The 22,540-nt window shown below is 63.6% G+C and carries 20 protein-coding genes and 1 tRNA gene; 4 read left to right on the top strand and 17 right to left on the bottom strand.

Annotation, left to right across the window (positions count from 1 at the left end):
* Window positions 1-9: 9 nt before the first annotated feature.
* The 9 genes from IB267_RS29610 to obgE all read right to left on the bottom strand — a co-directional run bounded on the left by IB267_RS29610 (window position 10) and on the right by obgE (window position 9,821).
* Window positions 10-1,224 carry a divergent polysaccharide deacetylase family protein gene (locus tag IB267_RS29610; RefSeq protein WP_192451002.1) on the bottom strand — a complete coding sequence of 405 codons (1,215 nt, stop codon included), beginning with the start codon at window positions 1,222-1,224 and terminating at the stop codon, window positions 10-12.
* Window positions 1,225-1,469: 245 nt separating this feature from the next.
* Complete coding sequence (locus tag IB267_RS29605) at window positions 1,470-2,792, bottom strand: S41 family peptidase (protein WP_192451001.1); 1,323 nt, start codon at window positions 2,790-2,792, stop codon at window positions 1,470-1,472.
* Window positions 2,782-4,179 carry a murein hydrolase activator EnvC gene (locus IB267_RS29600; protein WP_246810891.1) on the bottom strand — a complete coding sequence of 466 codons (1,398 nt, stop codon included), beginning with the start codon at window positions 4,177-4,179 and terminating at the stop codon, window positions 2,782-2,784. The genes IB267_RS29605 and IB267_RS29600 overlap by 11 nt, the downstream gene beginning before the upstream one ends.
* A 159-nt stretch (window positions 4,180-4,338) precedes the next feature.
* Window positions 4,339-4,821: a 23S rRNA (pseudouridine(1915)-N(3))-methyltransferase RlmH gene (rlmH, locus tag IB267_RS29595; RefSeq protein WP_192450999.1), complete on the bottom strand. Its 483-nt coding sequence runs from the start codon at window positions 4,819-4,821 to the stop codon at window positions 4,339-4,341.
* Between the two features lie 371 nt (window positions 4,822-5,192).
* The gene (gene rsfS / locus IB267_RS29590; protein ID WP_192451114.1) at window positions 5,193-5,624 is read right to left on the bottom strand and encodes a ribosome silencing factor; all 432 of its coding nucleotides are present in this window, start codon (window positions 5,622-5,624) and stop codon (window positions 5,193-5,195) included.
* A gap of 102 nt (window positions 5,625-5,726) precedes the next feature.
* The gene (locus IB267_RS29585) at window positions 5,727-6,314 is read right to left on the bottom strand and encodes a nicotinate-nucleotide adenylyltransferase (RefSeq protein ID WP_192451113.1); all 588 of its coding nucleotides are present in this window, start codon (window positions 6,312-6,314) and stop codon (window positions 5,727-5,729) included.
* 37 nt (window positions 6,315-6,351) lie between these two features.
* Window positions 6,352-7,635 (bottom strand): glutamate-5-semialdehyde dehydrogenase, encoded by a 1,284-nt coding sequence (locus IB267_RS29580; RefSeq protein ID WP_192450998.1) that lies wholly within the window; start codon window positions 7,633-7,635, stop codon window positions 6,352-6,354.
* The gene (gene proB, locus IB267_RS29575; protein WP_192450997.1) at window positions 7,628-8,797 is read right to left on the bottom strand and encodes a glutamate 5-kinase; all 1,170 of its coding nucleotides are present in this window, start codon (window positions 8,795-8,797) and stop codon (window positions 7,628-7,630) included. The genes IB267_RS29580 and proB overlap by 8 nt, the downstream gene beginning before the upstream one ends.
* A 1-nt stretch (window position 8,798) precedes the next feature.
* Entirely contained in the window at window positions 8,799-9,821 is a 1,023-nt protein-coding gene (obgE, locus tag IB267_RS29570) for a GTPase ObgE (protein ID WP_043619985.1), read from the bottom strand.
* Between the two features lie 135 nt (window positions 9,822-9,956).
* On the opposite strand from obgE, the gene IB267_RS29565 reads away from it, so the two are divergent.
* The gene (locus tag IB267_RS29565) at window positions 9,957-10,817 is read left to right on the top strand and encodes an endonuclease/exonuclease/phosphatase family protein (RefSeq protein WP_192450996.1); all 861 of its coding nucleotides are present in this window, start codon (window positions 9,957-9,959) and stop codon (window positions 10,815-10,817) included.
* Window positions 10,818-10,858: 41 nt separating this feature from the next.
* Here the strand turns inward: IB267_RS29565 and IB267_RS29560 are convergent, their stop codons facing one another.
* From IB267_RS29560 to rplU, 4 genes are all read right to left on the bottom strand, one after another.
* The gene (locus IB267_RS29560; protein ID WP_192450995.1) at window positions 10,859-11,443 is read right to left on the bottom strand and encodes a GNAT family N-acetyltransferase; all 585 of its coding nucleotides are present in this window, start codon (window positions 11,441-11,443) and stop codon (window positions 10,859-10,861) included.
* Entirely contained in the window at window positions 11,440-12,072 is a 633-nt protein-coding gene (locus IB267_RS29555) for a GNAT family N-acetyltransferase (protein WP_043619979.1), read from the bottom strand. Before IB267_RS29555 ends, IB267_RS29560 begins: the two co-directional genes overlap by 4 nt.
* A gap of 126 nt (window positions 12,073-12,198) precedes the next feature.
* Window positions 12,199-12,468, bottom strand: a complete 270-nt coding sequence (gene rpmA / locus IB267_RS29550) for a 50S ribosomal protein L27 (protein WP_043619976.1) — start codon at window positions 12,466-12,468, stop codon at window positions 12,199-12,201.
* Window positions 12,469-12,501: 33 nt separating this feature from the next.
* Window positions 12,502-12,876, bottom strand: a complete 375-nt coding sequence (gene rplU / locus IB267_RS29545) for a 50S ribosomal protein L21 (RefSeq protein WP_034802644.1) — start codon at window positions 12,874-12,876, stop codon at window positions 12,502-12,504.
* 294 nt (window positions 12,877-13,170) lie between these two features.
* On the opposite strand from rplU, the gene IB267_RS29540 reads away from it, so the two are divergent.
* A tRNA-Ser gene (locus tag IB267_RS29540) sits at window positions 13,171-13,260 on the top strand.
* A 126-nt stretch (window positions 13,261-13,386) separates the two neighbouring features.
* Here IB267_RS29540 and rtcR read toward each other — a convergent pair.
* The gene (gene rtcR / locus IB267_RS29535) at window positions 13,387-14,991 is read right to left on the bottom strand and encodes an RNA repair transcriptional activator RtcR (RefSeq protein ID WP_192450994.1); all 1,605 of its coding nucleotides are present in this window, start codon (window positions 14,989-14,991) and stop codon (window positions 13,387-13,389) included.
* Window positions 14,992-15,199: 208 nt separating this feature from the next.
* On the opposite strand from rtcR, the gene IB267_RS29530 reads away from it, so the two are divergent.
* Together IB267_RS29530 and IB267_RS29525 are read left to right on the top strand one after the other, a co-directional pair.
* A complete protein-coding gene (locus tag IB267_RS29530; protein WP_192451112.1) occupies window positions 15,200-16,756 on the top strand; it encodes a TROVE domain-containing protein in 1,557 nt (518 codons plus the stop codon).
* Window positions 16,757-17,523: 767 nt separating this feature from the next.
* Window positions 17,524-18,927 (top strand): RtcB family protein, encoded by a 1,404-nt coding sequence (locus IB267_RS29525; protein WP_192451111.1) that lies wholly within the window; start codon window positions 17,524-17,526, stop codon window positions 18,925-18,927.
* Between the two features lie 116 nt (window positions 18,928-19,043).
* On the opposite strand, the gene IB267_RS29520 is transcribed toward IB267_RS29525, so the two are convergent.
* Genes IB267_RS29520 through IB267_RS29510 form a run of 3 tightly spaced genes read right to left on the bottom strand, consistent with a single transcriptional unit; the run spans window position 19,044 to window position 22,528 of the window.
* Complete coding sequence (locus tag IB267_RS29520) at window positions 19,044-20,714, bottom strand: flotillin family protein (RefSeq protein WP_192450993.1); 1,671 nt, start codon at window positions 20,712-20,714, stop codon at window positions 19,044-19,046.
* A gap of 33 nt (window positions 20,715-20,747) precedes the next feature.
* Window positions 20,748-21,377, bottom strand: a complete 630-nt coding sequence (locus tag IB267_RS29515; protein WP_043619967.1) for an OB-fold-containig protein — start codon at window positions 21,375-21,377, stop codon at window positions 20,748-20,750.
* 5 nt (window positions 21,378-21,382) lie between these two features.
* Window positions 21,383-22,528: a PspA/IM30 family protein gene (locus IB267_RS29510; protein WP_246810894.1), complete on the bottom strand. Its 1,146-nt coding sequence runs from the start codon at window positions 22,526-22,528 to the stop codon at window positions 21,383-21,385.
* Between the last annotated feature and the right edge of the window lie 12 nt (window positions 22,529-22,540).

The raw sequence follows: 22,540 nt of genomic DNA, 5'->3' as shown, positions 1-22,540 counted from the left end.
GGCTTTAAGCTAGTTCTGTTGCGGATCCTTGACGAGCGCGGAAACGCCGACGATCTCGATGCCGCGGGCCTGTGCCTCGCTGACCCAGGAGGCAATCGCGCCGACGCTTTCGTCGAAGGCGGAAGCGACGCCGATGGCAGTACCGTTGCGGCGCGCGATGCGCTCGAGTTCGTCGAGCTTGCGCAGGATCGCGCCGCGGCTGAGTTCACTGTCAAGCGTCAGGTCGGCAAAGCCGTGCGGCACGTCGAAGGCGCCGGCAAGCTTGCCGGAGAGCGATTGCGCCGAGGTCCCGTCGTCGAGGAACAGCAGGCCGCGCTTGCCGAGATCGCGCATGACCGGCTCCAACGCATCGGCATCGGACAGGAAGCGGCCGCCAAGATAATTCATGACGCCGGTATAGTTGGTGATCTCGGCGAGGTTGCGGTGCAGTTCCGCGAGGTTCTTCTTTTCGCTGAGGCCGACGCGCAGCGCATTGGGGCCGGGATCGTTGGCCGGATAGTCGAACGGCTCCATCGGCAATTGCAGCAGGATCTCGTGGCCGCTCCGGCGCGCTTCCTGCATCCAGCGCTGCAGGCTGTTTCCGGCCGTGGCAAAGCCGAGTGTCACCTCGCCCGGCAGGTCGCGGATCGCCTTCTGGGTTCCCGTCTGGCTGAGGCCGAGCCCGCCGACGACAAGTGCGATGCGCGTGCCGCGCGCACCCGACCAGGGGCGTGCATATTGATCGAGTGGACGCAGTCCGTCGGGGCCGATGGTCGGCAGGCGCCCGGCGGGGCTTTCTTCCAGCAGGTCGTCATTGGGCATCGCCGCCATGCGCGGATCCTGGCCGCGGATCGGACCGACATTGATCAGCGCCGGACCCTTGCCGTCGCGGCCGCGTGGCGAGAACGTCGTGACGGTGGAGCCGTCGTCGGTGAGCGTGCGCTCGACATCGGCGCCGGAATAGGCCGTCCCCGGCGTCATCGTTCCGGAACCGACGCCCGTCCGGCCGCTTTCCGGATTGGATGCCTTGTCGCCCGGGCTCTTCGCCTTCTCGGCGGTTGCGACCGGCAACGCGGGATCACGCCGCAAACCGTCCGGCGAAAGCGTGTTCCAGGCGGAAAGGCCAATCACCGCGGCGATGCAAAGGCCGGCAAGAGAAAACCCGAGCAGCCGCCGGGGATTGCGCTTCGACGCTGGCTTGGCCCGCCGGTTCTGGCCGAGCGGTGCATTGAGATCAGTTCCCAAAACGGAGCCTCGGTCGAGCTGTGGGATGTTGCCGCTGGAGCGAGGCCGGCGCCAGGACGCGTGCCGATCCTCTCCCGTCGCACGCCGTATGCCTTCGAAGAATCAGTGGCCGCGGCAGCGCTTGCTAACCCTATAATTTAGTGGCGAAGGCTTGACCAGTGCATCGGCCGGACCAGCCATGGGCCAAACGCAAAGCGCCGCATGTTCGGTTGAACATGCGGCGCTTTGTTTCGTGTCTGTCAGGCTTACTTCTTCAGCTGCGCCTGTTCGGGGCTCGCCGGGAAGGACGGGTCCGTCTTCTTGCCGCGCAGAAGGTCGAGCGCGTAGTTCAGTTGCAGGTCGTCCTTGGTTTCCGGCGGGACATAGGCGACCGAGCCGGAGCCTTCGTCGGTCTCGCTCTGGCCCTGGATGTGGCCACGCAGATCGGACTCGCCCTGAGCCTCGACCTTGCCGAGCAGTTCCGGCGGAAGCGGCTGTTCGACCTTGACGTCGGGCGTGATGCCCGTGCCCTGGATCGATTTGCCCGACGGCGTGTAGTAGAGCGCGGTCGTCAGACGCAACGCACCAGCTTCGCCGAGCGGGATGATCGTCTGGACCGAACCCTTGCCGAAAGAGCGGGTGCCGAGCACGGTTGCGCGCTTCAGGTCCTGCAGGGCGCCGGCGACGATTTCCGAAGCGGAAGCAGAGCCGCCGTTGACCAGCACGATCACCGGCTTGCCATCGGTCAGGTCGCCCGGCGTGGCGTTGAAGCGGCGGGTCTCGTCCGGGTTGCGGCCGCGGGTCGAAACGACTTCGCCGCGCTCCAGGAAGGCGTCGGAGACGTTGATCGCCTGGTCGAGCAGACCGCCCGGGTTGAGGCGCAGGTCGAGCACGTAGCCCTTCAGCTTGTCGGCCGGCACTTCCGCCTTGATCTTTTCGATGCCCTTCTTCAGGTCGTCATAGGTCTTTTCAGTGAAGGATATGACGCGCAGGTAGCCGACATCGCCTTCGGTGCGGAACTTGACCGCGCGAACGGCGATGACGTCGCGGACGATCGTCAGTTCGATCGGCTTGTCCGCGCCCTTGCGCAGGATCGTCAGCTTGATCGGGGTGCCGATGGCGCCGCGCATCTTTTCGACCGCGTCCTCGAGCTTCAGGCCGCGAACGTCCGCCCCGTCGATCTTGGAAATGAAGTCGCCGGCAAGCACGCCGGCGCGCGCTGCGGGCGTGTCGTCGATCGGGCTCGTGACCTTGACGAGGTCGTCTTCCATCGTCACTTCGATGCCAAGGCCACCGAATTCACCGCGGGTCTGGGTGCGCATGTCCTCGGCGTCGGCCGAGTTCATGTAGCTCGAATGCGGGTCGAGCGAGGAAAGCATGCCGTTGATGGCGTTCTCGATCAGCTTGTCGTCCTGCGGCGGCGTCACGTATTGCGCCCGCACGCGTTCGAACACGTCGCCGAAGATTGCCAGTTCGCGGTAGGTCGAGGTGTTGGCAGCGACGGCCGGAACGACAGCCGAATAAACCACGCCCATCGCGGTCGCGCCCATCAGCGCCCCGACCAGAACAAGTGAAGCCCTACGTATCATTTCGCGCCTTTCCAACCTCTGCTGCGGTCCACCATGGTCGGGAATCAACCGGTTTTCCGTCTTTTCGGAATTCAATGTAAAGCGTCGGCCGGTCCGTTTCCAGCGCCAAGGCCGCAGCGCTCGCCACTCTTTTTGCACCCATCGTCGCCAGCGGTTCTCCGGCCACGACGAACTGCCCAGTCTGCACGCTCACCTTCTCCATCCCCGAAAGCACGACGTGATAGCCGTCGCCCGGGTTGAGAATGATCATCTGTCCATAACTGCGGAAATTGCCTGCATAGACGATCCAGCCATCTGACGGCGCGGTCACCAGCGCGCCGGGATTGGTTTCCAACATGATCCCTTGCAGGGAATGCCCCGTGCCGTCTGCATCGCCAAATTTGCGCAACAGCGATCCCGCAGCCGGATAGGCAAGCTTGTTCCTCAGCTCCGAAAACACATATGCGGGCGCAATGCGGTTTTTGTCAGGCACCGCGTTGCGGGCCAATTCCCGCGCCGCTTCGCGCTCGGCCTCGCTCATGCGCCGGCGTTCTTCCTCCTGCGCCCGCGCCGCTTCGGCGGCCTCGCGAACGGAGGAGATCTGATCCTCGAGCGAACCGATCAGGCCCTGGAGATTGGTCGCCTGCGAGGCCAGTTCCTGCGCCTTGCGCTGCTCGGCAGCAAGCTCGGTGGCACTCGACTGACGCAGCTTCTCCTTCTCGGCGACCAGCATCGACATGCGGCGCTCTTCCTCGACATTGGCGGTCATTGCCGCCGTCAGATCTTCGCGCTGCCGGTCGATGCCGGCGCGGATATCGGCGAGCGCCTTGAGGTCGGCCACCAGGTTTTCGGTTTCCTTGCGCAGGCCGGGCACGACGGCGCCAAGCAGGATGGCGCTGCGCACGGAGCCGAGCGCATCCTCGGGCGTCACCAGGATCGCTGGTGGTGGGTTGCGCCCCATCCGCTGCAGGGCGGCGAGCACCTCGGCAAGCACACCGCGGCGGGAGCGCAGCGAGCGGCGGACCGTATCTTCCTTGGTTCTCAGGTCGCTCAGCTTTTTCTCGCCGTCGACGATCTGCTGCTCGAGATCCTGGCGCTTCTTCGCGGACTCGACGATCGCGGCGCGCAGTGCCTCGTTGGTCTTGTCGATCTCGGCAATGGTTTCCGTCAGCGCATTGGCGCGCTCCTGGGAAAGCGTAATCGTCTTGGACAGCGCATCCAGTTCGCTGCGCGTGCTGTTGCGGCGAAGCGTGAGGTCGGCGGCGGGGTCGGGTGGCCCCTGTTCCTGACCGGTCGCGGCGGCGGCGGGCGGCGTGGCCTCCTGGGCGCTCGCCGGCAGGCCGATTGCAAGCGCAAGCGCAAAGGCCGCCGCTTTACGGGCAAGCCGTCCTGCGTCGTCTCTTCCCATGCCGAAAACGCTGGTCCTGTCTCGGGGCGTCATCCGTTGCGTGCGTCCATCCGAAAATATGAGGAAAAAACCTAATCTGATTTGGCGCGCACGACCAAGCATATTCTCGTTATCGCCGCGTGTAGCGGGTGGGGAATCCGGCACGGCAGTCCCGTCGCTTCAGGCCCGATGATAGGGGTGACCGGAGAGAATGGTGACGGCGCGGTAGAGCTGTTCGGCGATCAGGATGCGCACGAGTTGGTGCGGCCAGGTCATCTTTCCAAGGTTGAGCACCGCATCGGCGCGGGCGTGGAGGCTCGGATCGAGACCATCGGCGCCACCGATCGCGACCATCAGGTCGCGCTTGCCGCTGTCGCGGAAGGTTCCGAGAAGCGATGCGAAGCCTTCCGAATCCAGCGCCTTGCCGCGTTCGTCCAGAAGCACGAGCAGGCTGCCTTCGGCCAGTGCCTTTTCGAGCTGTGCGGCTTCCTCGCGTTTGCGCGTTTCGGCGTTCGAAGCGCGGCTTTCATTGACTTCGACGACGCGGGAAAGCTCAAGCCCGATCGCCGGACCGGCCTTGGAGAAGCGATCGAGATAACGGGCCGCAAGATCCTTTTCCGGCCCCGCCTTGAGGCGGCCGACTGCGAAAAGTCCGATACGCATGACCTTGTCCGTCCTCGCTACTGCATGTTTCCTTTAATCGCAGCCGATTAAAGGAAACATGAAGCGATTCAAAGTGCTACAGCGTCCTTTGCGCGTCCGATAAGACGCGCGGCGCTGTAGTGCCTGTAGTGCTGCAACGCGCACTGCATAGTTCCTGAAATCGGGTCGATTCAAGGAGAATCTTATGCCGCGTTCCTGGAGCCTTGCAGCGCCGCTGCGCGCCTCGTCCGGTTGACGGGCCTGAAAGTTACGATCAGTCGCAACAAACATCCGGCTGACAACGCCGCCCAAGGCGGCGCCAGCCCTTCACATTCATGCATGACCGCAACTCGGCTCGTCCGGCATTTAGCTGCGCGGCGACCCGGTCGGTCTCAATGCAAGGTGCCGTCCTCGATCTCGGGAGCCGCCCACATCTTCTCGATGTTGTAGAACTCCCGGATTTCCGGCCGGAAGATGTGAACGATCACATCACCGGTGTCGATCAGCACCCAGTCACCACCTTCCAGACCTTCGACACGGGCATTGCCAAAGCCCCCGTCTTTCAGGTCGGTCGTCAGGTGATCGGCTATGGCCATCACATGCCTGCTCGATCGCCCGGAGACAACGACCATGAAGTCTCCCAGCGCCGACTTACCGGCAATGTTGATGCTGACGATGTCTTCTGCCTTCGAGTCCTCTAGGCTCTCGAGGACCAGTTGAAGCGCACGGACAGCGGCTTCGTCGCTAGATCCCGTGCTGCGCGGGAATGCGGTAACCGCATACCCCTTGGCGTGTGCTGTTGTCAGGGTCTTTCCTTTCCACATGAACAGAACAGGCACTTTCGATTCGAACAAAGATCGAACCGTCCATGAATGTAGGCATCAAACCGTAGCTGTTTCAAGACAGCAGAACTGAATCCCAGGAAATCATACTCCACCGGCGGCGCGCAGCGCCGTCGAGCTCATCGATGAGCGCGGTCCATGGATGAAGGTCCAGGCGGGCGCGCGGTGGAAGGGGAGGCGCCGCGCATCGTCCTCGTCGATGCGGGCATAGTCGAAGGTTTTCGCCATGCGCGAGGAGAGATAGGCGAGCGTCGAGCCCGGCCGATCGATGACGGCGATCGGGAAGGTGCGGGCGATCTTCTGCCAGTTCTGCCAGCGGTGGAAACTTTTCAGGTTGTCGGCGCCCATGATCCAGACGAAGCGAATGTCGCGGTTTCGCGCCTGGACGATCTCGAGCGTGCGGGCGGTATAGCTCTGCCCAAGCGCCTTTTCGAAAGCGGTCACCTTGATGCGCGGGTTTCCCGCGATCTCCTCGCTCATGGCGATGCGGTCGGAAAGCGGCGCGAGATTGTTGTGGTCTTTCAGCGGATTGCCGGGTGTGACCATCCACCAGAGCTGATCGAGCCCGAGCCGCTGGATCGCGGTGTCGGCAACAAGCACATGGCCTTCGTGCGGCGGATTGAAGGATCCGCCGAAAAGGCCGACCACCATGCCGGCTTCGACATGGGGCATGCGCAGGTAGCGGGCGTTGACCTTGCCCGCCGTCACCTCAGGGCCTGACCTGTCCAGCACCACGCACCCGATACTTGAAGGAGGTCAACTGTTCGACGCCGACCGGGCCGCGCGCATGCATCTTGCCTGTGGCGATGCCGATCTCGCCGCCCATGCCGAATTCGCCGCCATCGGCAAACTGGGTCGAGGCGTTGTGCAAGAGGATCGCGGAATCGATTTCCGAGAAGAAGCGCTCGACGACCTCCGGGTCTTCGGCAATCACCGCTTCCGTATGCGCCGACGACCAGGTGGAGATGTGCTCGATGGCACCCGAAATGCCGTCCACCAGCTTCACCGAGATGATGGCGTCGAGATATTCCGTCGCCCAGTCCTCGTCCTTGGCCGCCTTCAACCCGTCGACGATGCCTGCGAGTTCGTCGGAGACGCGCACTTCGCAGCCCGCTGCCAGCAGCGCGTTCAGCAACGGCTTGACCAGCCGCTCGGCGTCGTTGCGGTCGATCAGCAGCGTTTCGGCAGCACCGCAGATGCCGGTGCGGCGCATCTTGGCGTTGACGACGATTTTTTCCGCCATGGCGAGATCGGCCGAGGCGTCGACATAGATGTGGCAGAGCCCTTCGAGATGGGCAAAGACCGGCACGCGCGCTTCGTTCTGGACGCGAGCCACCAGGCTCTTGCCGCCGCGGGGAACGATGACGTCGATCGTGCCGCCAAGACCCGAAAGCATGGCTCCGACGGCGGCGCGGTCGGCGACCGGCACCATCTGGATCGCATGTTCGGGCAGACCGGCAGCCTTCAGCCCCTCGACCAGGCAGGCGTGGATCGCGCCCGAGGAATGAAAGCTGTCGGAGCCGCCGCGCAAGATCACGGCATTGCCGGCCTTGAGGCAGAGCGCGCCGGCGTCAGCCGTCACATTGGGCCGGCTTTCATAGATGACGCCGATGACGCCGAGCGGCGTGCGCACGCGCTCGATATGCAATCCGTTCGGGCGATCCCATTCGGCAATGACGTCGCCGACCGGATCCTTGAATTCGGCAATTGCACGAATGCCGTTCGCCATGTCGCGGATGCGGCTTTCGCTCAGTGTCAGGCGGTCGATGAAAGAGGCGGCGACGCCGCTTTCGCGGGCGTTTTCAAGGTCGATCGCATTGGCGGCCAGGATATCGTGCGTGCGGGCGACGACCGCGTCGGCCATGGCGATCAGGGCGGCGTGCTTGCGTTCGGCGCTGGCGATGGCGAGCGGTCGGCTGGCGGCCTTGGCGTTGCGGCCGATCTCCAGCATGACGCTTTCGACGTCTTGCCTGTTCTTCACCTCGTCAAGCATGGACTTCATCCTTCCGGCTGCCCTCGGCCTCAGCGCGTTTTCCGGTCATCACCATATCGTCGCGGTGCACCATGGCGGCGCGGCCGGCATAGCCAAGGATCGCGGCGATCTCGGCCGATTTCTTGCCGGCGATCTGGCGGGCCTCGTCGGCATCGTAGCCGGCAAGACCACGGGCGATCTCGCGGCCGGAGGTGCCGAGAATGGCGATCGTGTCGCCGCGGCTGAAGCTACCCGTCACGTCACGAACACCGGCCGGTAGCAGGCTCTTGCCCGAGCGCAGCGCCTCTTCGGCGCCGGCATCGACGCGGAGCGTTCCGGCCGGCAGCAATTGCCCGGCAATCCAGGTCTTGCGCGCGGTCACCGGCGACCCTGATGGGGCGAACCAGGACGAGCGGGCACCGTCTTCGATCGCCGCCAGCGGATGATCGGGCTTGCCCGACGCGATGATCATGGCGCAGCCGGCGGTCGTGGCGATCTTGCCGGCGTCGATCTTGGTGCGCATGCCGCCACGCGAAAGCTCGGATGCCGCACCGCCGGCCATCGCCTCGATTTCGGGCGTGATCTCGGCGATCGTTTCGAGGAAACGGGCGTTGGGGTCGAGATGCGGCGGGGCCGTGTAGAGCCCATCGATATCGGAGAGCAGCACCAGCAAATCGGCGCCGACCATGGTGGCGACGCGGGCGGCGAGGCGATCGTTGTCGCCATAGCGGATTTCCGTTGTGGCGACCGTATCGTTCTCGTTGATGATCGGCACGGCGCCGAGCTTCAGCAACTGGTTGATGGTGGCGCGGGCGTTCAAATACCGGCGGCGTTCTTCCGTGTCACCCAGCGTCAAAAGCACCTGGCCGGCGACGATGGCGTCGGTCGAAAGGCTCTCCGACCAGGCACGCGCCAGCGCGATCTGGCCGACGGCGGCGGCGGCCTGGCTCTCCTCCAGCTTCAGCGCGCCCGAGGGCACATTGAGCACGGTGCGGCCGAGCGCGATTGCGCCCGAGGAGACGACCAGCACTTCGACGCCCTTGGCCTTGAGGCCGGCGATGTCGGCGCACATGGCGTCGAGCCAGGCTTTCTTCAGCCCGGTGGCGCGGTCGACCAGCAATGCCGACCCGATCTTGATGACGACCCGGCGATACTTCAAAAGCGGCTTGCGGGTCTTGGTCATCTCAGAGGTTCTCCTCGCCGAAGCCTTCACCGGCCTTGGCGGCGACGATGACGCTGCGCAATGCCCGCAGCGCTTCGGTCATGCCCTTGCCGACCGCGGCGGACAGCAGCAGGGGCTGCTCTCCACAGGCCTTCGCCAGCGCCTTGGCCTTCACCTTCAGTTCGTCCTCGTCGAGCACGTCGATCTGCGACAGCGCCACGATCTGCGGCTTGTCTTCGAGGCCGCCGCCATAGGCTTCGAGCTCGTGCCTGACGGTCTTATAGGCCTTGGCGACATCTTCTTCCTGGGCGGAGACGAGATGGAGCAGCACGCGGGTGCGCTCGACATGACCGAGGAAACGGTCGCCGATGCCCACACCCTCATGCGCGCCTTCGATGAGGCCCGGAATGTCGGCGATGATGAACTCGTTGCCGTCGATGGTGGCGACGCCGAGATTGGGATGCAGCGTCGTGAACGGATAGTTGGCGATCTTCGGCCGCGCGCGGGTGCAGGCGGCAAGGAAGGTCGACTTGCCGGCGTTCGGCAGCCCGACGAGACCGGCGTCGGCGATCAGCTTCAGCCGCAGCCACAGCGTCTTCTCGTCACCTTCGAGGCCGGGGTTGGCCCAGTTCGGCGCCTGGTTGGTCGAAGACCTGAAATGAGCGTTGCCGAAGCCGCCGTTGCCGCCGGCGGCCAACCGGTAGCGCTGGCCTTCAGCGACCATGTCGACGATCAGGGTCTCGTTGTCTTCTTCGAAGATCTGGGTGCCGACCGGTACCTTCAGCGTCACGTCGTCGCCGCCGGCGCCGGTGCGGTTGCGGCCCATGCCGTGCTGGCCGGTCTTGGCCTTGAAGTGCTGCTGGTAGCGGAAGTCGATGAGGGTGTTGAGGCCGTTGACGGCCTCCACCCAGACATCGCCGCCACGGCCGCCGTCGCCGCCGTCCGGTCCGCCGAACTCGATGAACTTCTCGCGCCGGAACGAGACGGCGCCTGCGCCGCCGTCGCCGGAGCGGATATAGACTTTCGTTTCGTCGAGAAATTTCATTGGGCTGCCATCTGTTCGGTGTAAGTGCGCGGTCTTAGAAAGTGCTACGGCGACCTTTGCGTGTCCAAAAGGGCGCGCGGCGCTGTAATTTGCCGCCATCGATATAGGCGGTTTATTCGGAGGTCAAAGAATATCGTGCGGTTCGTAAGCTACAACATCCAATACGGCATCGGCCTCGACGGCCGTTTCGACCCCGAGCGCATTGCCGCCGAGATCGGCGATGCCGATATCATTGCGCTGCAGGAAGTGACACGCGGCTTTCACCGCAACGGCCATGTCGATCTCGTCACCCGCTTCGAAAAGCTGTTTCCCGGCCATTTCTCCGCCTTCCATGCCCCCTGCGACATCGACGTCGGTTCGGCGATCGAGGATGGACGCGCCGTCAGCCGCCGTTTCCAGTTCGGCAACATGATCCTGTCGCGCTGGCCAATCCTTGCGACGAGGCTCATCCCCTTGCCGCGCACCCGCACGATCAGCCCAATGAACCTGCAGCGCGGGGCGACGGAAGCGCTGATCGCAACGCCTGCCGGTCCGCTGCGGGTCTATTCCGTACATCTCGATCATGTGCTGCCGGCCGAGCGCATCGCCCAGATCCGTTATCTCAAGGACCGGCTGCTCGGTTATCCGCTCGAAGGCGGCGCGATCACCGGGGCGGCCGATTTCGGCATGGCCGAGCCGCCGCATCCGGAGGACTTCGTCGTCATGGGCGATTTCAACATGGAGCCGGAGACGCCGGAATACTGCGCGATGACGGGCTCGCGCGACGCCTTCTACGGCCGTTCGCTGCGGCTTGAGAATCCGGTCGATGCGCTTGCCCATCTCGGCCGCCTGACGTCTGAAAGCTATAGCTGGATCCATCCCGAAAACCCCGAAAAACGCATGCATCTCGACTATTGTTTCCTGAGCGCCGGCCTTGCGTCTCGTCTCACCGATGCCTGGACCGACTATGAGGCCAAGGGTTCCGACCACCTGCCCATCGGCTTCACGCTTGCATGACGAAAACACCCCCGCGAAGCTGAGCTTCGCGGGGGTGTCCTTTAGTGCGGTCGGTGCAGATCGGCGGCGGTCAGCCGCGTCTCGATATGGGCGACCATGGCGTTGCGCGCGAGCGCATAAACCTGGGTGCAGCCGGTGATCTGGAAGCCGATCTTCTCCTGCACCTTCAGCGATCCCGGATTGTCGGCAAAGACGCCGGAATGCAGGGTCGTTTCGGGCATGCGGCGGAAGAAGCGCTCGACGGCCGCATAGGCTGCCTCCGAGGCAAAGCCCTTGCCCCAGTAGAAACGGTTCAGCCAGTAGCCGACATGCCATTGGCCGTGGCGGAGTTCGATGCCGACGCAGCCGATATGCACGTCGTCACCGGTGGTGACGGCGAAGGTCCAGTCGGGCGTCAGCCCCGAGGTCTGCGCCGTCAACCAGTCGAGCGCGTCCTGCTGATCGTAGGGCGCGGGAACGCGCGCCAGCATGCGCGCCACCTGGAAATCGCCGAGCGACTGGGCGATCGCCTCGGCGTCGTTCCGTCGGTGCGGGCGCAGGACCAGGCGCTTGGTCTCGATGACCGGGCAGGGGCCGGGACCGGGGCGGGCAACGACCCGCTGGCGTTCGGAGGCGAGCGCGTTCATCGCATGCCTCCCCAGCTTCTCAAGGAGACCCAGGTCTTGCGGTCGAGCCGGTACCATTCGACTGATATCGAGCCGCCGAGCGCCAGGCTGCCGACCATGCCGCTTCCCTGGAACTGGAAGCCGCACTTCTGGATGACCCGGCGCGACGCGAGGTTCATGACGCGGCAGCGCGCATCGATCTGGTCGATATCACGGGTGCGGAAGGCCATGTCGGTCAGGACCTGGGCCGCCTCGGTGGCATAACCCTGGTTCCAGTAAGGCTCGCCCAGCCAGTAGCCGAGTTCCGCCGTCTTGCCGTCGGGATGCGGCTCGATACCGCAGCAACCGAGAAATGCGCCATTGTCCGCTTTGGTAATCGCGTAGACGCACTTGCCAATCGTGCCGGCTTTCGCGCGTCGCACGAAGTCGGCGGCGTCGGCCGTCGTATACGGGTGCGGCATGCGCGAGACCATGGTCGCGACATTGGCATTGTTGGCAAGATGGGCAAGGGCGTCGATATCGTCTTCATGGGGCGCGCGCAGAACGAGCCGGGGTGACAACAATATCGGGCAATCGGTCCTTGACCGTTGGGGCCGCAGCCTCTGCTCGGGAGACCGGGATTGGTCTTCCCTCAACAACTCGGTTTGCATGGTTTCCTCCAGAAACGAAAAAGGGGAGTTGGGTATTGCCCCATCTCCCCTTTGAAGTCTGGCTTGGAACCATCAGGTGCGTCAGCCGGGTCGATGAGACGCCGGCTGTTTTAGAGCGCTACCGGCTTATTCCGCTGCTTCGGCTTTCGGCATTACAGACACGTACACGCGGCCATTGGCCTTCGTACGGAAGTTCACGTTGCCGGCCGTAAGTGCAAAAATCGTGTGGTCCTTACCGAGGCCGACATTGGCGCCCGGATGCCACTTGGTGCCGCGCTGACGCAGAATAATGTTGCCGGCGATGACCTGCTCGCCGCCGAACTTCTTCACGCCAAGGCGCTTGGACTCAGAATCGCGACCGTTACGCGACGAACCGCCAGCTTTTTTGTGTGCCATTGGTGTTCTCCTTTAAACCTTAGATCCAGGAACTCAGTTTGCAGCGGCTTCAGCGGCAGCTTCGGACTTCTTCGAAGCCTTCTTTGCCTTGCCACCGGCAGCAGCGATGTCCAGGATGCGGACGGTCGTCTGGTGCTGGCGGTGACCGCGCGAGCGCTTGGAGTTCTGGCGGCGACGCTTCTTGAAGGCGATGACCTTCTTGGCGCGACCCTGCTCAACAACTTCAGCGCTGACTACGGCGCCTTCAACGAACGGAGCACCGATGGTTGCATCGGCGCCGACGCCGACCATCAGGATCTCGGTGAATTCGATCTTGTCGCCTGCAACGCCTTCCAGCTTTTCGATGGTGAGGACGTCGTTGGCGGCCACGCGGTACTGCTTACCGCCGGTCTTGATGACTGCGAACATTTTTTATCCTTTCATGTTCGATCCGGCTCTCTGCCCGAAGACAAGGCCGTCTTTTTCTCAGTCGACAGTTGAGTGGATCTCCTTTTCGGATATCCACCGGTGAATGGGCGCAAATCACACCCGATGCGGTGAGCTAGGCCACACCACTTCATTGCGCGGATTACAAGGATTTGCACAGGTGTGTCAAGGCGAAAGCAACGGGGCCGTTACATATTCTTCAAACAAGGCCCTTGCCAGCACCCGAATCTGCCGCTATGAACCCGACCGCGCCGAACAAGCGCCGACCAGCAAAGCGGAGAGGTGGCTGAGTGGTCGAAAGCACCGCACTCGAAATGCGGCGTACGGGCAACCGTACCGTGGGTTCGAATCCCACCCTCTCCGCCATGCTGAACTCCGGTTTCGGAGTTTTTTTATGCCTCTGCGGCGATCTCCTTTGTTCTTGAATATGTCGTTCTCACTGGTCTGCCGCGCGCTTGCCTGCGGGCGCTGTGACGTTTCCTCCGCAACGACCTAGCTCCGTTTTATATCGTCGAACCTGATGTCGAAGCGCGCCAGGTATTTGCTCAGGCGGTCGGCGTCGTTGCTGCTTTTCTTTTCCAGCCGTGACTGAGCGAACAGGGCGCGGCCGGCGGCGCTGAGCGTCGGGTGTTCGCGGCAGGCGCGGATCACGGCCGAGAGTTGGACGGCGTCGAAGCGGTCGAGGCGGGCGGCGGCTTCCGTGCCGAGCAGGTCCTGAAGGGTCGCATCGTCTGCGTCCTTGACCGACGACGTGTGCCAGAACGCGTTCAGGCGTTGGACTTCGTCATCGACGACATCAGTCGTGATGCGTCCGTGTGGCGCCAGCGTCGCCATCCGGGTGACGGAGGCCGAGAGGTCGCGGAAATTGGCATTCCAGACGCCCTGAGGCCCGGTTGCAAAGGCCAGATAGCGTTCGCGGGCTTCCTTGTTGAAGGTGATGTTCTCGCCCTCGCGTTCGAGAAAGCGTTTCAGTTCGAACTCCAGATTGGGCTCTATGTCCTCCCGGCGTTCGCGCAGGGCCGGCAGTCGAAATGTCCAGAGATTGAGGCGCGCATAGAGGTCTTCGCGGAATCTCCCCTTGGCGACCTCCGCGCCGAGGTCGCGGTTGGTGCCGGCGAGAAGCTGGAAGTCCGCGGAAACTTCGCGGTCCGCGCCGACCGGCAGAAAGCGTTTCTCCTCGATCGCCCGCAGGCACATTGCCTGTTCGTCGAGGCCGAGTTCGCCGATCTCGTCGAGGAAGAGCACGCCCTGGTCCGCCGATTTGAGCAGGCCGGCCCGTTCGGTGGCTGCCCCCGTGAAGGCGCCTTTCACGTGCCCGAACAGGGTCGACATCGCCTGGTCGCCCCTGAGTGTTGCACAATTGACTTCGACGAAGGCGCCGCTGGCCTTCCGCTGTGATTTCTTCAGTTCATAGATACGGCGCGCGAGCTGCGATTTTCCGGCGCCGGTCGGTCCGGTCAGCAAAACGGGCGCGGTCGAGCGGATCGCCACGCGTTCGATTTCGTCGATCATCCGGTTGAAGGCGACATTGCGGGTCGAGATGCCCGATTTCAGGAAAGAGGCGGCGTCCTCACGTTCCGAGGCAAAGCGTTTGGCGATCTCGTCGTAGCGCGACAGGTCCAGGTCGATGATCCGGTGCGTGCCGGCGAAATCCTGGCCCGGCTCGCGGTCGCGCGGTGGCGACAGTTGAAGCAGTCGGGCGGGAATGATGCGGGCCTCGGTCAGCAGGAACCAGCAGATCTGCGCCACGTGCGTGCCGGTGGTGATGTTGATGAGATAGTCTTCGGCATCCGGGTCGAAGGCATAGCTGCGGGCAAAGTCCCTGAGGCTGGTATAGACCTCCGAGAAATCCCAGGGATCTCGGAAATTGATGGTGTTGCTGCGCACTTGCGTGGCCGGCGATACGGTTTCGATGTCGCCGATGATCCGCCGGGCCAGCGGCGAGGCGTGATTGTCGTGGATCAGTTCCAGTCGGTCGACGAAAAGCCCGGGCTGTTGGCATAGCCCGACATTCGGCCGCCACCGGTTCCAGCGGTCCTCCCATTTGCCCATGTCGAGCGTGGTTCCCAGGATGCTGATGACGACACGACGTTTCATGTTTATCCAAGTTTATAAGAACGTATATTTTTGGATAGTATATCTTGCGTTGCGCCGTTTCGCAAATTTTCGTCGAAATTCGCCGGCGAAAATTTTATTGTTTTAAAACAACATCATGAGTGAGTATTTGCCAATTTTTCTGCGGAGTTTTCGAAACTGGCACGCCTCTTGACTTGTATCTGGCATGAAACAACCAAGAGGTGCCGTCATGGTCAACAAGGCGATCTTCAAGACCTATCTCGGAAAATTGCTTCCGGGCACGGACACGAAAAACCACGCAGCCGCGCCGGCCTATAGGCTGACCCCGCGCGAAGCGCTTGCGCAGTATGCGGTGACGGGAACCTTCAACGGCACGTTTTACGCCGACGGCGCAGAACAGCTCGAGGCGGTCAGGGCGCTGGCAGTCGAGGTCGAGCCGGATTTCGTGGCCAAGGTGGCAGTCTATGCCGCCGAGCGTGGTCACATGAAGGATATGCCGGTGATGCTGCTGGCCCTGCTTTCGAGCCTGCAAAGCGACGTCTTTGCCCGCGCATTCCCGCGTGTGGTCAAGAGCGGCAAGATGCTGCGCGGCTTCGTACAGGTGATGCGTTCGGGCGCGGCAGGGCGCAAGTCGCTCGGCACGCGGCCGAAGAAGGCGGTGCAGGCCTGGCTGGAGCACGCCAGCACGATGCAGGTCCTCAGGGCAATGGTGGGCAACGATCCATCCTTGGCCGATGTGATCCGTATGGTTCACCCGCGGCCGGCCACGCCGGAGCGACAGGCGTTCTATGCCTGGGCGCTCGGCAAGCCGTACGACTACGCGGCGCTGCCGGACGTGGTGAAAGCTCTGCAGGCCTTCAGGCGCGACCAGACCCAGCCGCTGCCGGACGTTCCGTTCCAGTTGCTGACGTCTCTTGCCCTGACGCGGGAGCATTGGGTCGAGATCGCAGCCAAGGGCGGCTGGCAGATGCTGCGGCAGAACCTCAAAACCTTCGCGCGCAACGGCGTGTTCGAGGTGGAAGGGGTCGCCGAGGCGATCGCTCGGCGCCTGGCGGATCCGGACGAGATCCATAGGTCGAAGGTCTTCCCCTATCAGTTGATGATGGCGTGGAAGATGGTCGACGGTCAGGTGCCGGAAGTCGTGCGAGACGCATTGCAGGATGCGATGGACATCGCCATCGGCAATGTGCCGTCGCTCGCCGGCCATGTGGTGTTGTGCCCGGATGTTTCCGGCTCGATGGGTTCGTCCGTGACCGGCTACCGCCAGGGCGCCACATCCGCGGTTCGTTGCATCGACGTTGCCGCGCTGATGACGGCCGCATTCCTGCAGCGCAACCCGCAAGCACGCGTGTTGCCGTTCGGGAACAACGTGGTGAACGTCAGCCTCAACCGGCGAGACACGGTCATGACCAATGCCGAGAAACTGGTTGCCGTCGGCGGTGGCGGAACGAACTGCTCCGCACCGTTGAGGGCGCTCGCAAATGAGAAGGTCAAGGTCGATCTCGCCGTTTTCATCTCGGACAACGAATCCTGGGTGGATGCGACCCGGGGCGGTCAGGCAACGGCCGTCATGGCGGAATGGGCAAGGATCAAGCGGGTCAACCCGGCTGCAAAGCTGGTCTGCCTCGACATCCAGCCCTATGCGACGACGCAGGCGCCGACGCGGGACGACGTTCTCAACATCGGCGGCTTCTCGGATGCCGTCTATGGGGTCATCGCATCCTTTGCCGCCGGCACCAACGGAGCGGACGGCTGGGTGAAAACCATCGAGGCGACCGAACTTTAAAAACAAGGCAATACCCTCGCGCCGCCGTGAACGGCGCGGGGGACCGTGACGAATGCCGGTTGAAACTACAGATCGTTAATCTCCAGGTCGCGGGTTCAAATCCCGTCGGATCCCCCACTTTGTGGACCCGTAGCTCAGCGGATAGAGCAGGACGTTTCACCACACCTCGTCGTCACGGACCAGAGATATGGCGAATGCAAGAGGAACTACATGGCCGCGGCAGGTTCGAATCCTGCAAGGGATCACGCATCCCTTCGGTAGCGGGGCGTTTCTCAATCACTTGTCGCCATAGCCGAACGCAGCGGCGAATGCCGGACGGAACTACATCGCCACCACAACTGGATGGCCTGGCAGGTTCGACTCCTCCTCGGCATACGCTCTCTGGCACGAGCGGGGCCATCCGGTTTCGTCCACCCTCGTCGCCGCTGCATGGCTTTCAATGACGCCCGCCTGGCGGGCGTGAAATGCCCGGCGAATGCCGGCAGGACTACAGGTAGAGCGGCTCGCCGGTTTCGGCGGGCAGGTCGGATGTTCAAGTCATCCCGCTTCCCCGAAAGGCGGAGCGTAGCTCAGCAAACCGTCCTGCCAAAACTCGTCGCCGGGAGACGACCCACGGCGAATGCCGCTGGAGACACCATTGGGTCGCATCGCGCCACGACCGTGGAATGCGAGCGGCAATGTTTCCGGCCTACGCTTGTCGGTTGGGGACAAGATGAAACACAGAGCACAGAAGGACTGCGAACGCAGAAAAGACAATGGCTGAGACAATGAGCGGACAGGATTTGATCGATGCCGGCATGCGCCAGGGCAAGTGGTTTCGCGATGCGCTGGACGCCGCCAACAGGGCGCTCGTCGCCGGCAGCTCCATGACCGATGCGCTGGAAATCGCTCGCGGCTATCAGCCGGGGCCGACCCTGCCGCTGAAGGCCGCCAACGACGTGTCGATCCACATGAACATCCGCGCCGAGAACGCCCACGAACAGGAGAATATAGAGAAGGTGAGCGCGACCATGCGCGAGCTCACCCGCACGCCGGTCGTGCGGTCGGCGGCGATTATGCCTGACGCCTGCCCGTCCGGACCCGTCGGAACGATCCCGGTTGGCGGCGTGGTCGCGTCCGAAGCGATCCATCCGGGCATGCATTCGGCCGATATCTGCTGCTCGATGGCGATCTCCATCTTTCCGGGCGTGGCCCCGAAGGCGTTGCTCGATGCCGTGCATGCCGTGACGCATTTCGGTCCGGGTGGTCGTCCGCGCGGCTCCCAGCTCAAGCCTTCGGAAGCGACCCTGTCGGCGTTTGAGGAAAACCCGTTGTTGAAGGATTTCATCAGCATCGGCATCGACCACTTCGCCACCCAGGGTGACGGCAACCACTTTGCCTATGTCGGACAGATGAAGTCGACCGGCGAGACGGCGCTCGTCACGCATCACGGATCGCGTGCGCCCGGTGCGCGGCTTTACGATCGCGGCATGAAGATCGCCAACCGGTTCCGTGAGGAGCTGTCGCCCGAAACGCTCCGGGACAATGCGTGGATTCCGGCCGACAGCGACGAGGGGGAAATGTACTGGTCGGCATTGCAGACGATCCGTCAGTGGACGAAGGAGAACCACTACGCGATCCATGACATGACGGCGGAAAGCTTGGCTACGCGTGTCGGCGATCGCTTCTGGAACGAGCATAACTTCGTTTTCAGAAAGTCCGACGGCCTGTTCTATCACGGCAAGGGGGCGACACCCGCCTTTGACGGGTGGGCTGGCGATGCGACCGATCTGACGATCATTCCGCTCAACATGGCGGAGCCGATCCTGATCGTGCGTGGGTCCAATGCGGCTCACGGACTCGGGTTTTCGCCGCACGGGGCCGGCCGGAATTTTTCGCGTACGGCACATATGCGCCGGCTCGGCGACGATTTCGGTGCAGACGGTCGCGGGCTCAGCCCGAACAACATCGCTGCCGTCATGGAGCGCGAGACCGTCGGCCTCGACGCACGCTTCTTTTCCGGCCACCCCGACGTTTCCGAGTTGCCGAGCGCCTACAAGAACGCGGCGGCCGTTCGGGAGCAGATCGCCGAGTACGGCCTTGCCGACATCGTCGACGAGGTGATCCCTTACGGATGCATCATGGCGGGCGACTGGCAGAAGGATGCGCCCTGGCGCAAGAAGCGCCGCTAGCATCAAATGTCGAGGAGGAAGGCGGCGATTGCCGCCTTCCTCCAATTTTCCCGAAGGATCGGGCCGTTCGGCTTTGCCCCCCGACCGTCAGATCGATCAGGGAAGGCCGGATCACATCATTTCTTCGGTGTCTTCTCCGCCGGTACTGCCGGGGCCTGCAGGTTGCCGAGAAGCGACGAGATCGCGTTTTCGCCGTTGAATCCTGCCTCCTTCAGCAGTTGGTCGACGATCGGCTTGTTGGCCTGATAGGACAGGAGCTGGCCCGCCAGGCCGTCGCCAAGGCCGATGCCGTTCGTAGCACCGTCGCCGTTGCGGCCGAGCATGCCGCCGGTGTCGAAGATGCGGATGTCGGAGATCTTCTCGATCGGCTTGACCGCTTCGGCGAGTGCTTCGGGAATGATGCGGATGCGTTCGCGCAGGATCTCGAACTCGATGATGGCGGAGCTCAGCTTGTTGCGGGCGTCGTTGAGCAGCGCCTCGCTTTCGGCCGCAGCCTTGCCGGTTTCGAGCACGCCCTTGGCCTTGATGATGGCGGCGTCGGCCTCAGCGGTGGCAAGCGTCTTGATCGCATCGGCCTGGTCGAGGGCCGCCTGCTTTTCGGCTTCGGCGCCGACGGTCACGGCGGTCGCTTCGGTTTCGGCGTTCTTGCGGGCGTCGATGACGGCGATCTGGCGTTCGCGTTCGGCGATTTCCACGGCCTTTGCGGTTTCCACCTTTTCTTCCGCGGCAATGGCGAGCGCGCGGGCGGTTTCAGCCTTGGCCTTGGCCTCGGACTCTTCCCGGCTCTTGTTGGCAACCGCGATGGCGCTTTCCTGCGAAACGATCTGCAGGTCGCGGCGGGCTTCCGTGTCGCGCTGCTGCACGGCGCGGGTGGCGTCGATGTTGGCGCTTTCGCGCGCCTGCTTGGCGAGTGCCTCGCGCTCGGCGATCGCCTGTTCGGCGGCGATGCGGGCCTCCTCCTCGGCGCGTTTGGCCGCCTGTTCTTGTTGCGCGGTTTCGGCGCGGGTGGCGGCCGACTTGTTGGCGATGTCGCGTTCCTGGTTCAGTTCCGCCTCGCGCTTGGTGCGTTCGATCGTCAGCGATTGCTGGCGGGCTTCCAGGTCCTTCTGGGCGATCGCCACTTCGGTATCGCGCACGATCTCGTTGCGCTCCTTCTTGCGGCCTTCGGTGATGCGGGTCAGCGCCGCAAGACCATGGGCGTCGAAGAAGTTGTTGGCGTTGAAGTGCTTGATATCCGTCTGGTCCAGCCTCGTCAGCGAAACGGACTCGAGTTCGAGACCGTTCGACTGCAGATCCGCGCCGACGGCTTCCTGCACCGCCTTGACGAAATCCATGCGCTGTTCCTGCAGCGCGTCGAGGCTCATGGTGGCGGCAACCGAGCGCAGGCCGTCGACGAACTTGGCCTCGATCAGCACGCGCAGTTGTTCGGCGTCGTTGGTGCGGTCGCCGAGCGTCTGGGCTGCCAGCGCGATCGAGGAAGCATCGGGCTTCACGCGGACATAGAATTCCGCACCGATATCGACGCGCATGCGGTCCTTGGTAATCAGTGCATCGCCTTCGCCGCGCCGGACTTCGAGGCGCAGCGTCTTGAGGTTGACGCGGGCGATCGAGTGGAAGATCGGCAGCACGATGGAGCCGCCGTCGAGGACCACCTTCTGGCCGCCGAGGCCGGTGCGCACATAGGCTTCGTCGCGGCTCGAGCGGGTATAGAGCGATGCAAGAACAAAGCCGATGCCGAGGATCAGGACGATGCCGATGCCGGCCGGCACCAAGAGTTCATAAAACATGATTGCTCCGTGAGACTTTAAGACGAGGGAATATTAAGGATTGGGCGGCGTCAGCAGGTCTGCCGGCGCCGATATCGCAATGAAAATGTTGGAAACACGATCGACGACGAGCACCTGTGCGCCGATGGCGATCGGTTGCTCGTTGCGGGCAGCGCGTGCGCGCAGCACATGCCAGTTGCCGTGGCGGTCCTTGAGGCGGATGCGTCCCGGCAGGCCCTGGTCCAGCGGGCCGACGGTGACTTCGCCGCTGCGGCCGACGAAGTCGCCGAGATCGACGGCATAGCTTTCGTCACGCGGCACGATCTTTGCCACCCATCGGCTCGACATCCGAACCGCAGGCAGCGAGACGGCGAGGGCCGGCAGCGCCGCGACAAGGGCCGGCAACGGTGCCCACAGGGCCCCGGCCACCGCCTGGATGACAAAGCCGGTCATCGCGAAGAGGCCGAGGAAAAGCATCAGGAGGACCAGCAGCGGCACACCGCCGACATTGAACCAGGACATCAGTCCGCCCAATGCGTTGTGGTCGTCCAGCCAGGCCTTGTCGATCGCCTCGCCCAGCGAGAAGCCGAGCAGCAGGCAAAGGAGCTCGATGCCGGTGAAGGCGGCCAACATCACCGCCGCAACCGCGAAGGGCAGGGATTCCGGGGCGAGGAAGAACAGCATGGGCGTCAGTGCTGCTTTGCCTTGAGCGCGGCCAGCCTTGCCTCGATCGCCTGGTCGCGATGCAGGCGGTCGAGTTCGTCCAGCTCGGCGCTGTTGCTGTGTTCTCCGCCGGGTACCCCCGTGGCGCGGGAGACGGCGGCAGCGGCGCGGGCCGCACCGTCCACCGGGCTGGGCTTCGCCAGGCCCGAAACCTTGCTGTCGGGGAATTGGGCGATGCTGCGCTTGAGATCGGCAAGCCGCGCCTCGGCCTCGCGGCGGGTGGCGAGCACCGCCTGCAGCGCCTGCTGGCCCTCTTCGAGATCGGTGCGGGCGCCGGCGAGAGCCTTGTCCAGCGCGGCCAGCTGCGATTCCAGGTCGATCTGGCGGGCGACGCCGGCCTTGGCGAGATCCTCTCGCGCGGCGGAGATTGCGGTGCGGATCTTTTCGTCCAGCTTTTCGAGATCGGCGCCGATTTCGTCGCGGCGGCTGAGGATGCGATATTCCTCGGCGCGCGCCTGGCCGATATCGACCCGGGCCTCTTCGGCGGCCGCGTCGATTTCGCGGAGTGCCTGCTCGACGATCACGATCTTGTTGCCGCCTTCCGCCTTGTCGACGGCGGCATTGGCGAGACCGGCGATCAAGCGGCCCATGCGGGACAGGATGCCTTCATTCGTCATCATTTTCTTCTCCGTTCGGTCGGAATGCGGGGTGACGCCGATGTGGATCTGATAGCCGCCGTCCTGCGCAACGAGCTGGGCGGCGAAGATATTCAGGGTGCCGGATGTATAACCGGCGACGTCGTATGGGATCGCGACGCGACCGCGCACGGTGGCGACGGTCAGGTCCGACGGTCCCTTGATTGCAAAAAGCTTGTCGTCCAGCGGCAGCCGGCCGACATTGGCCTGCTGTCCGCGATTTGCCGCGAAGTCACGCAATCCGAGCGTGACCATCCGTGCCGGAAGCCCGGTGCGCTCCCGGACCGTTTCGTAGGCAAGTTCATGCAACGTTACGAGGTTGGCGCCCGCCTTTTCGCCGGCGAGTTCATCGAGCATCGCCAGCATGTCGGCGTAGGCCACGAAGGTTTCTTCCAGCGCGTGTCTGGCGTCCGCGTCCGGCGCGAGGTCGTAGCACAAGATCGACGTGTGGTTGCTCTGAGCCATGAGCAATAACATAAAGCACCGCTT

The organism is Ensifer sp. ENS09 (assembly GCF_014852425.1).
GTDB lineage: Bacteria > Pseudomonadota > Alphaproteobacteria > Rhizobiales > Rhizobiaceae > Ensifer.
This window is presented reverse-complemented; position numbering and strand designations above follow the sequence as displayed.

Bases quoted from the DNA above. Each gene is read 5' to 3' on its own strand.
- IB267_RS29605 (WP_192451001.1), bottom strand. From the start codon at position 2,792: ATGATACGTAGGGCTTCACTTGTTCTGGTCGGGGCGCTGATGGGCGCG.
- IB267_RS29600 (WP_246810891.1), bottom strand. From the start codon at position 4,179: ATGGGAAGAGACGACGCAGGACGGCTTGCCCGTAAAGCGGCGGCCTTT.
- rlmH (WP_192450999.1), bottom strand. From the start codon at position 4,821: ATGCGTATCGGACTTTTCGCAGTCGGCCGCCTCAAGGCGGGGCCGGAA.
- rsfS (WP_192451114.1), bottom strand. From the start codon at position 5,624: ATGTGGAAAGGAAAGACCCTGACAACAGCACACGCCAAGGGGTATGCG.
- IB267_RS29585 (WP_192451113.1), bottom strand. From the start codon at position 6,314: ATGCCCCATGTCGAAGCCGGCATGGTGGTCGGCCTTTTCGGCGGATCC.
- IB267_RS29580 (WP_192450998.1), bottom strand. From the start codon at position 7,635: ATGCTTGACGAGGTGAAGAACAGGCAAGACGTCGAAAGCGTCATGCTG.
- proB (WP_192450997.1), bottom strand. From the start codon at position 8,797: ATGACCAAGACCCGCAAGCCGCTTTTGAAGTATCGCCGGGTCGTCATC.
- obgE (WP_043619985.1), bottom strand. From the start codon at position 9,821: ATGAAATTTCTCGACGAAACGAAAGTCTATATCCGCTCCGGCGACGGC.
- IB267_RS29560 (WP_192450995.1), bottom strand. From the start codon at position 11,443: ATGAACGCGCTCGCCTCCGAACGCCAGCGGGTCGTTGCCCGCCCCGGT.
- IB267_RS29555 (WP_043619979.1), bottom strand. From the start codon at position 12,072: ATGCAAACCGAGTTGTTGAGGGAAGACCAATCCCGGTCTCCCGAGCAG.
- rpmA (WP_043619976.1), bottom strand. From the start codon at position 12,468: ATGGCACACAAAAAAGCTGGCGGTTCGTCGCGTAACGGTCGCGATTCT.
- rplU (WP_034802644.1), bottom strand. From the start codon at position 12,876: ATGTTCGCAGTCATCAAGACCGGCGGTAAGCAGTACCGCGTGGCCGCC.
- rtcR (WP_192450994.1), bottom strand. From the start codon at position 14,991: ATGAAACGTCGTGTCGTCATCAGCATCCTGGGAACCACGCTCGACATG.
- IB267_RS29530 (WP_192451112.1), top strand. From the start codon at position 15,200: ATGGTCAACAAGGCGATCTTCAAGACCTATCTCGGAAAATTGCTTCCG.
- IB267_RS29525 (WP_192451111.1), top strand. From the start codon at position 17,524: ATGAGCGGACAGGATTTGATCGATGCCGGCATGCGCCAGGGCAAGTGG.
- IB267_RS29520 (WP_192450993.1), bottom strand. From the start codon at position 20,714: ATGTTTTATGAACTCTTGGTGCCGGCCGGCATCGGCATCGTCCTGATC.
- IB267_RS29515 (WP_043619967.1), bottom strand. From the start codon at position 21,377: ATGCTGTTCTTCCTCGCCCCGGAATCCCTGCCCTTCGCGGTTGCGGCG.
- IB267_RS29510 (WP_246810894.1), bottom strand. From the start codon at position 22,528: ATGTTATTGCTCATGGCTCAGAGCAACCACACGTCGATCTTGTGCTAC.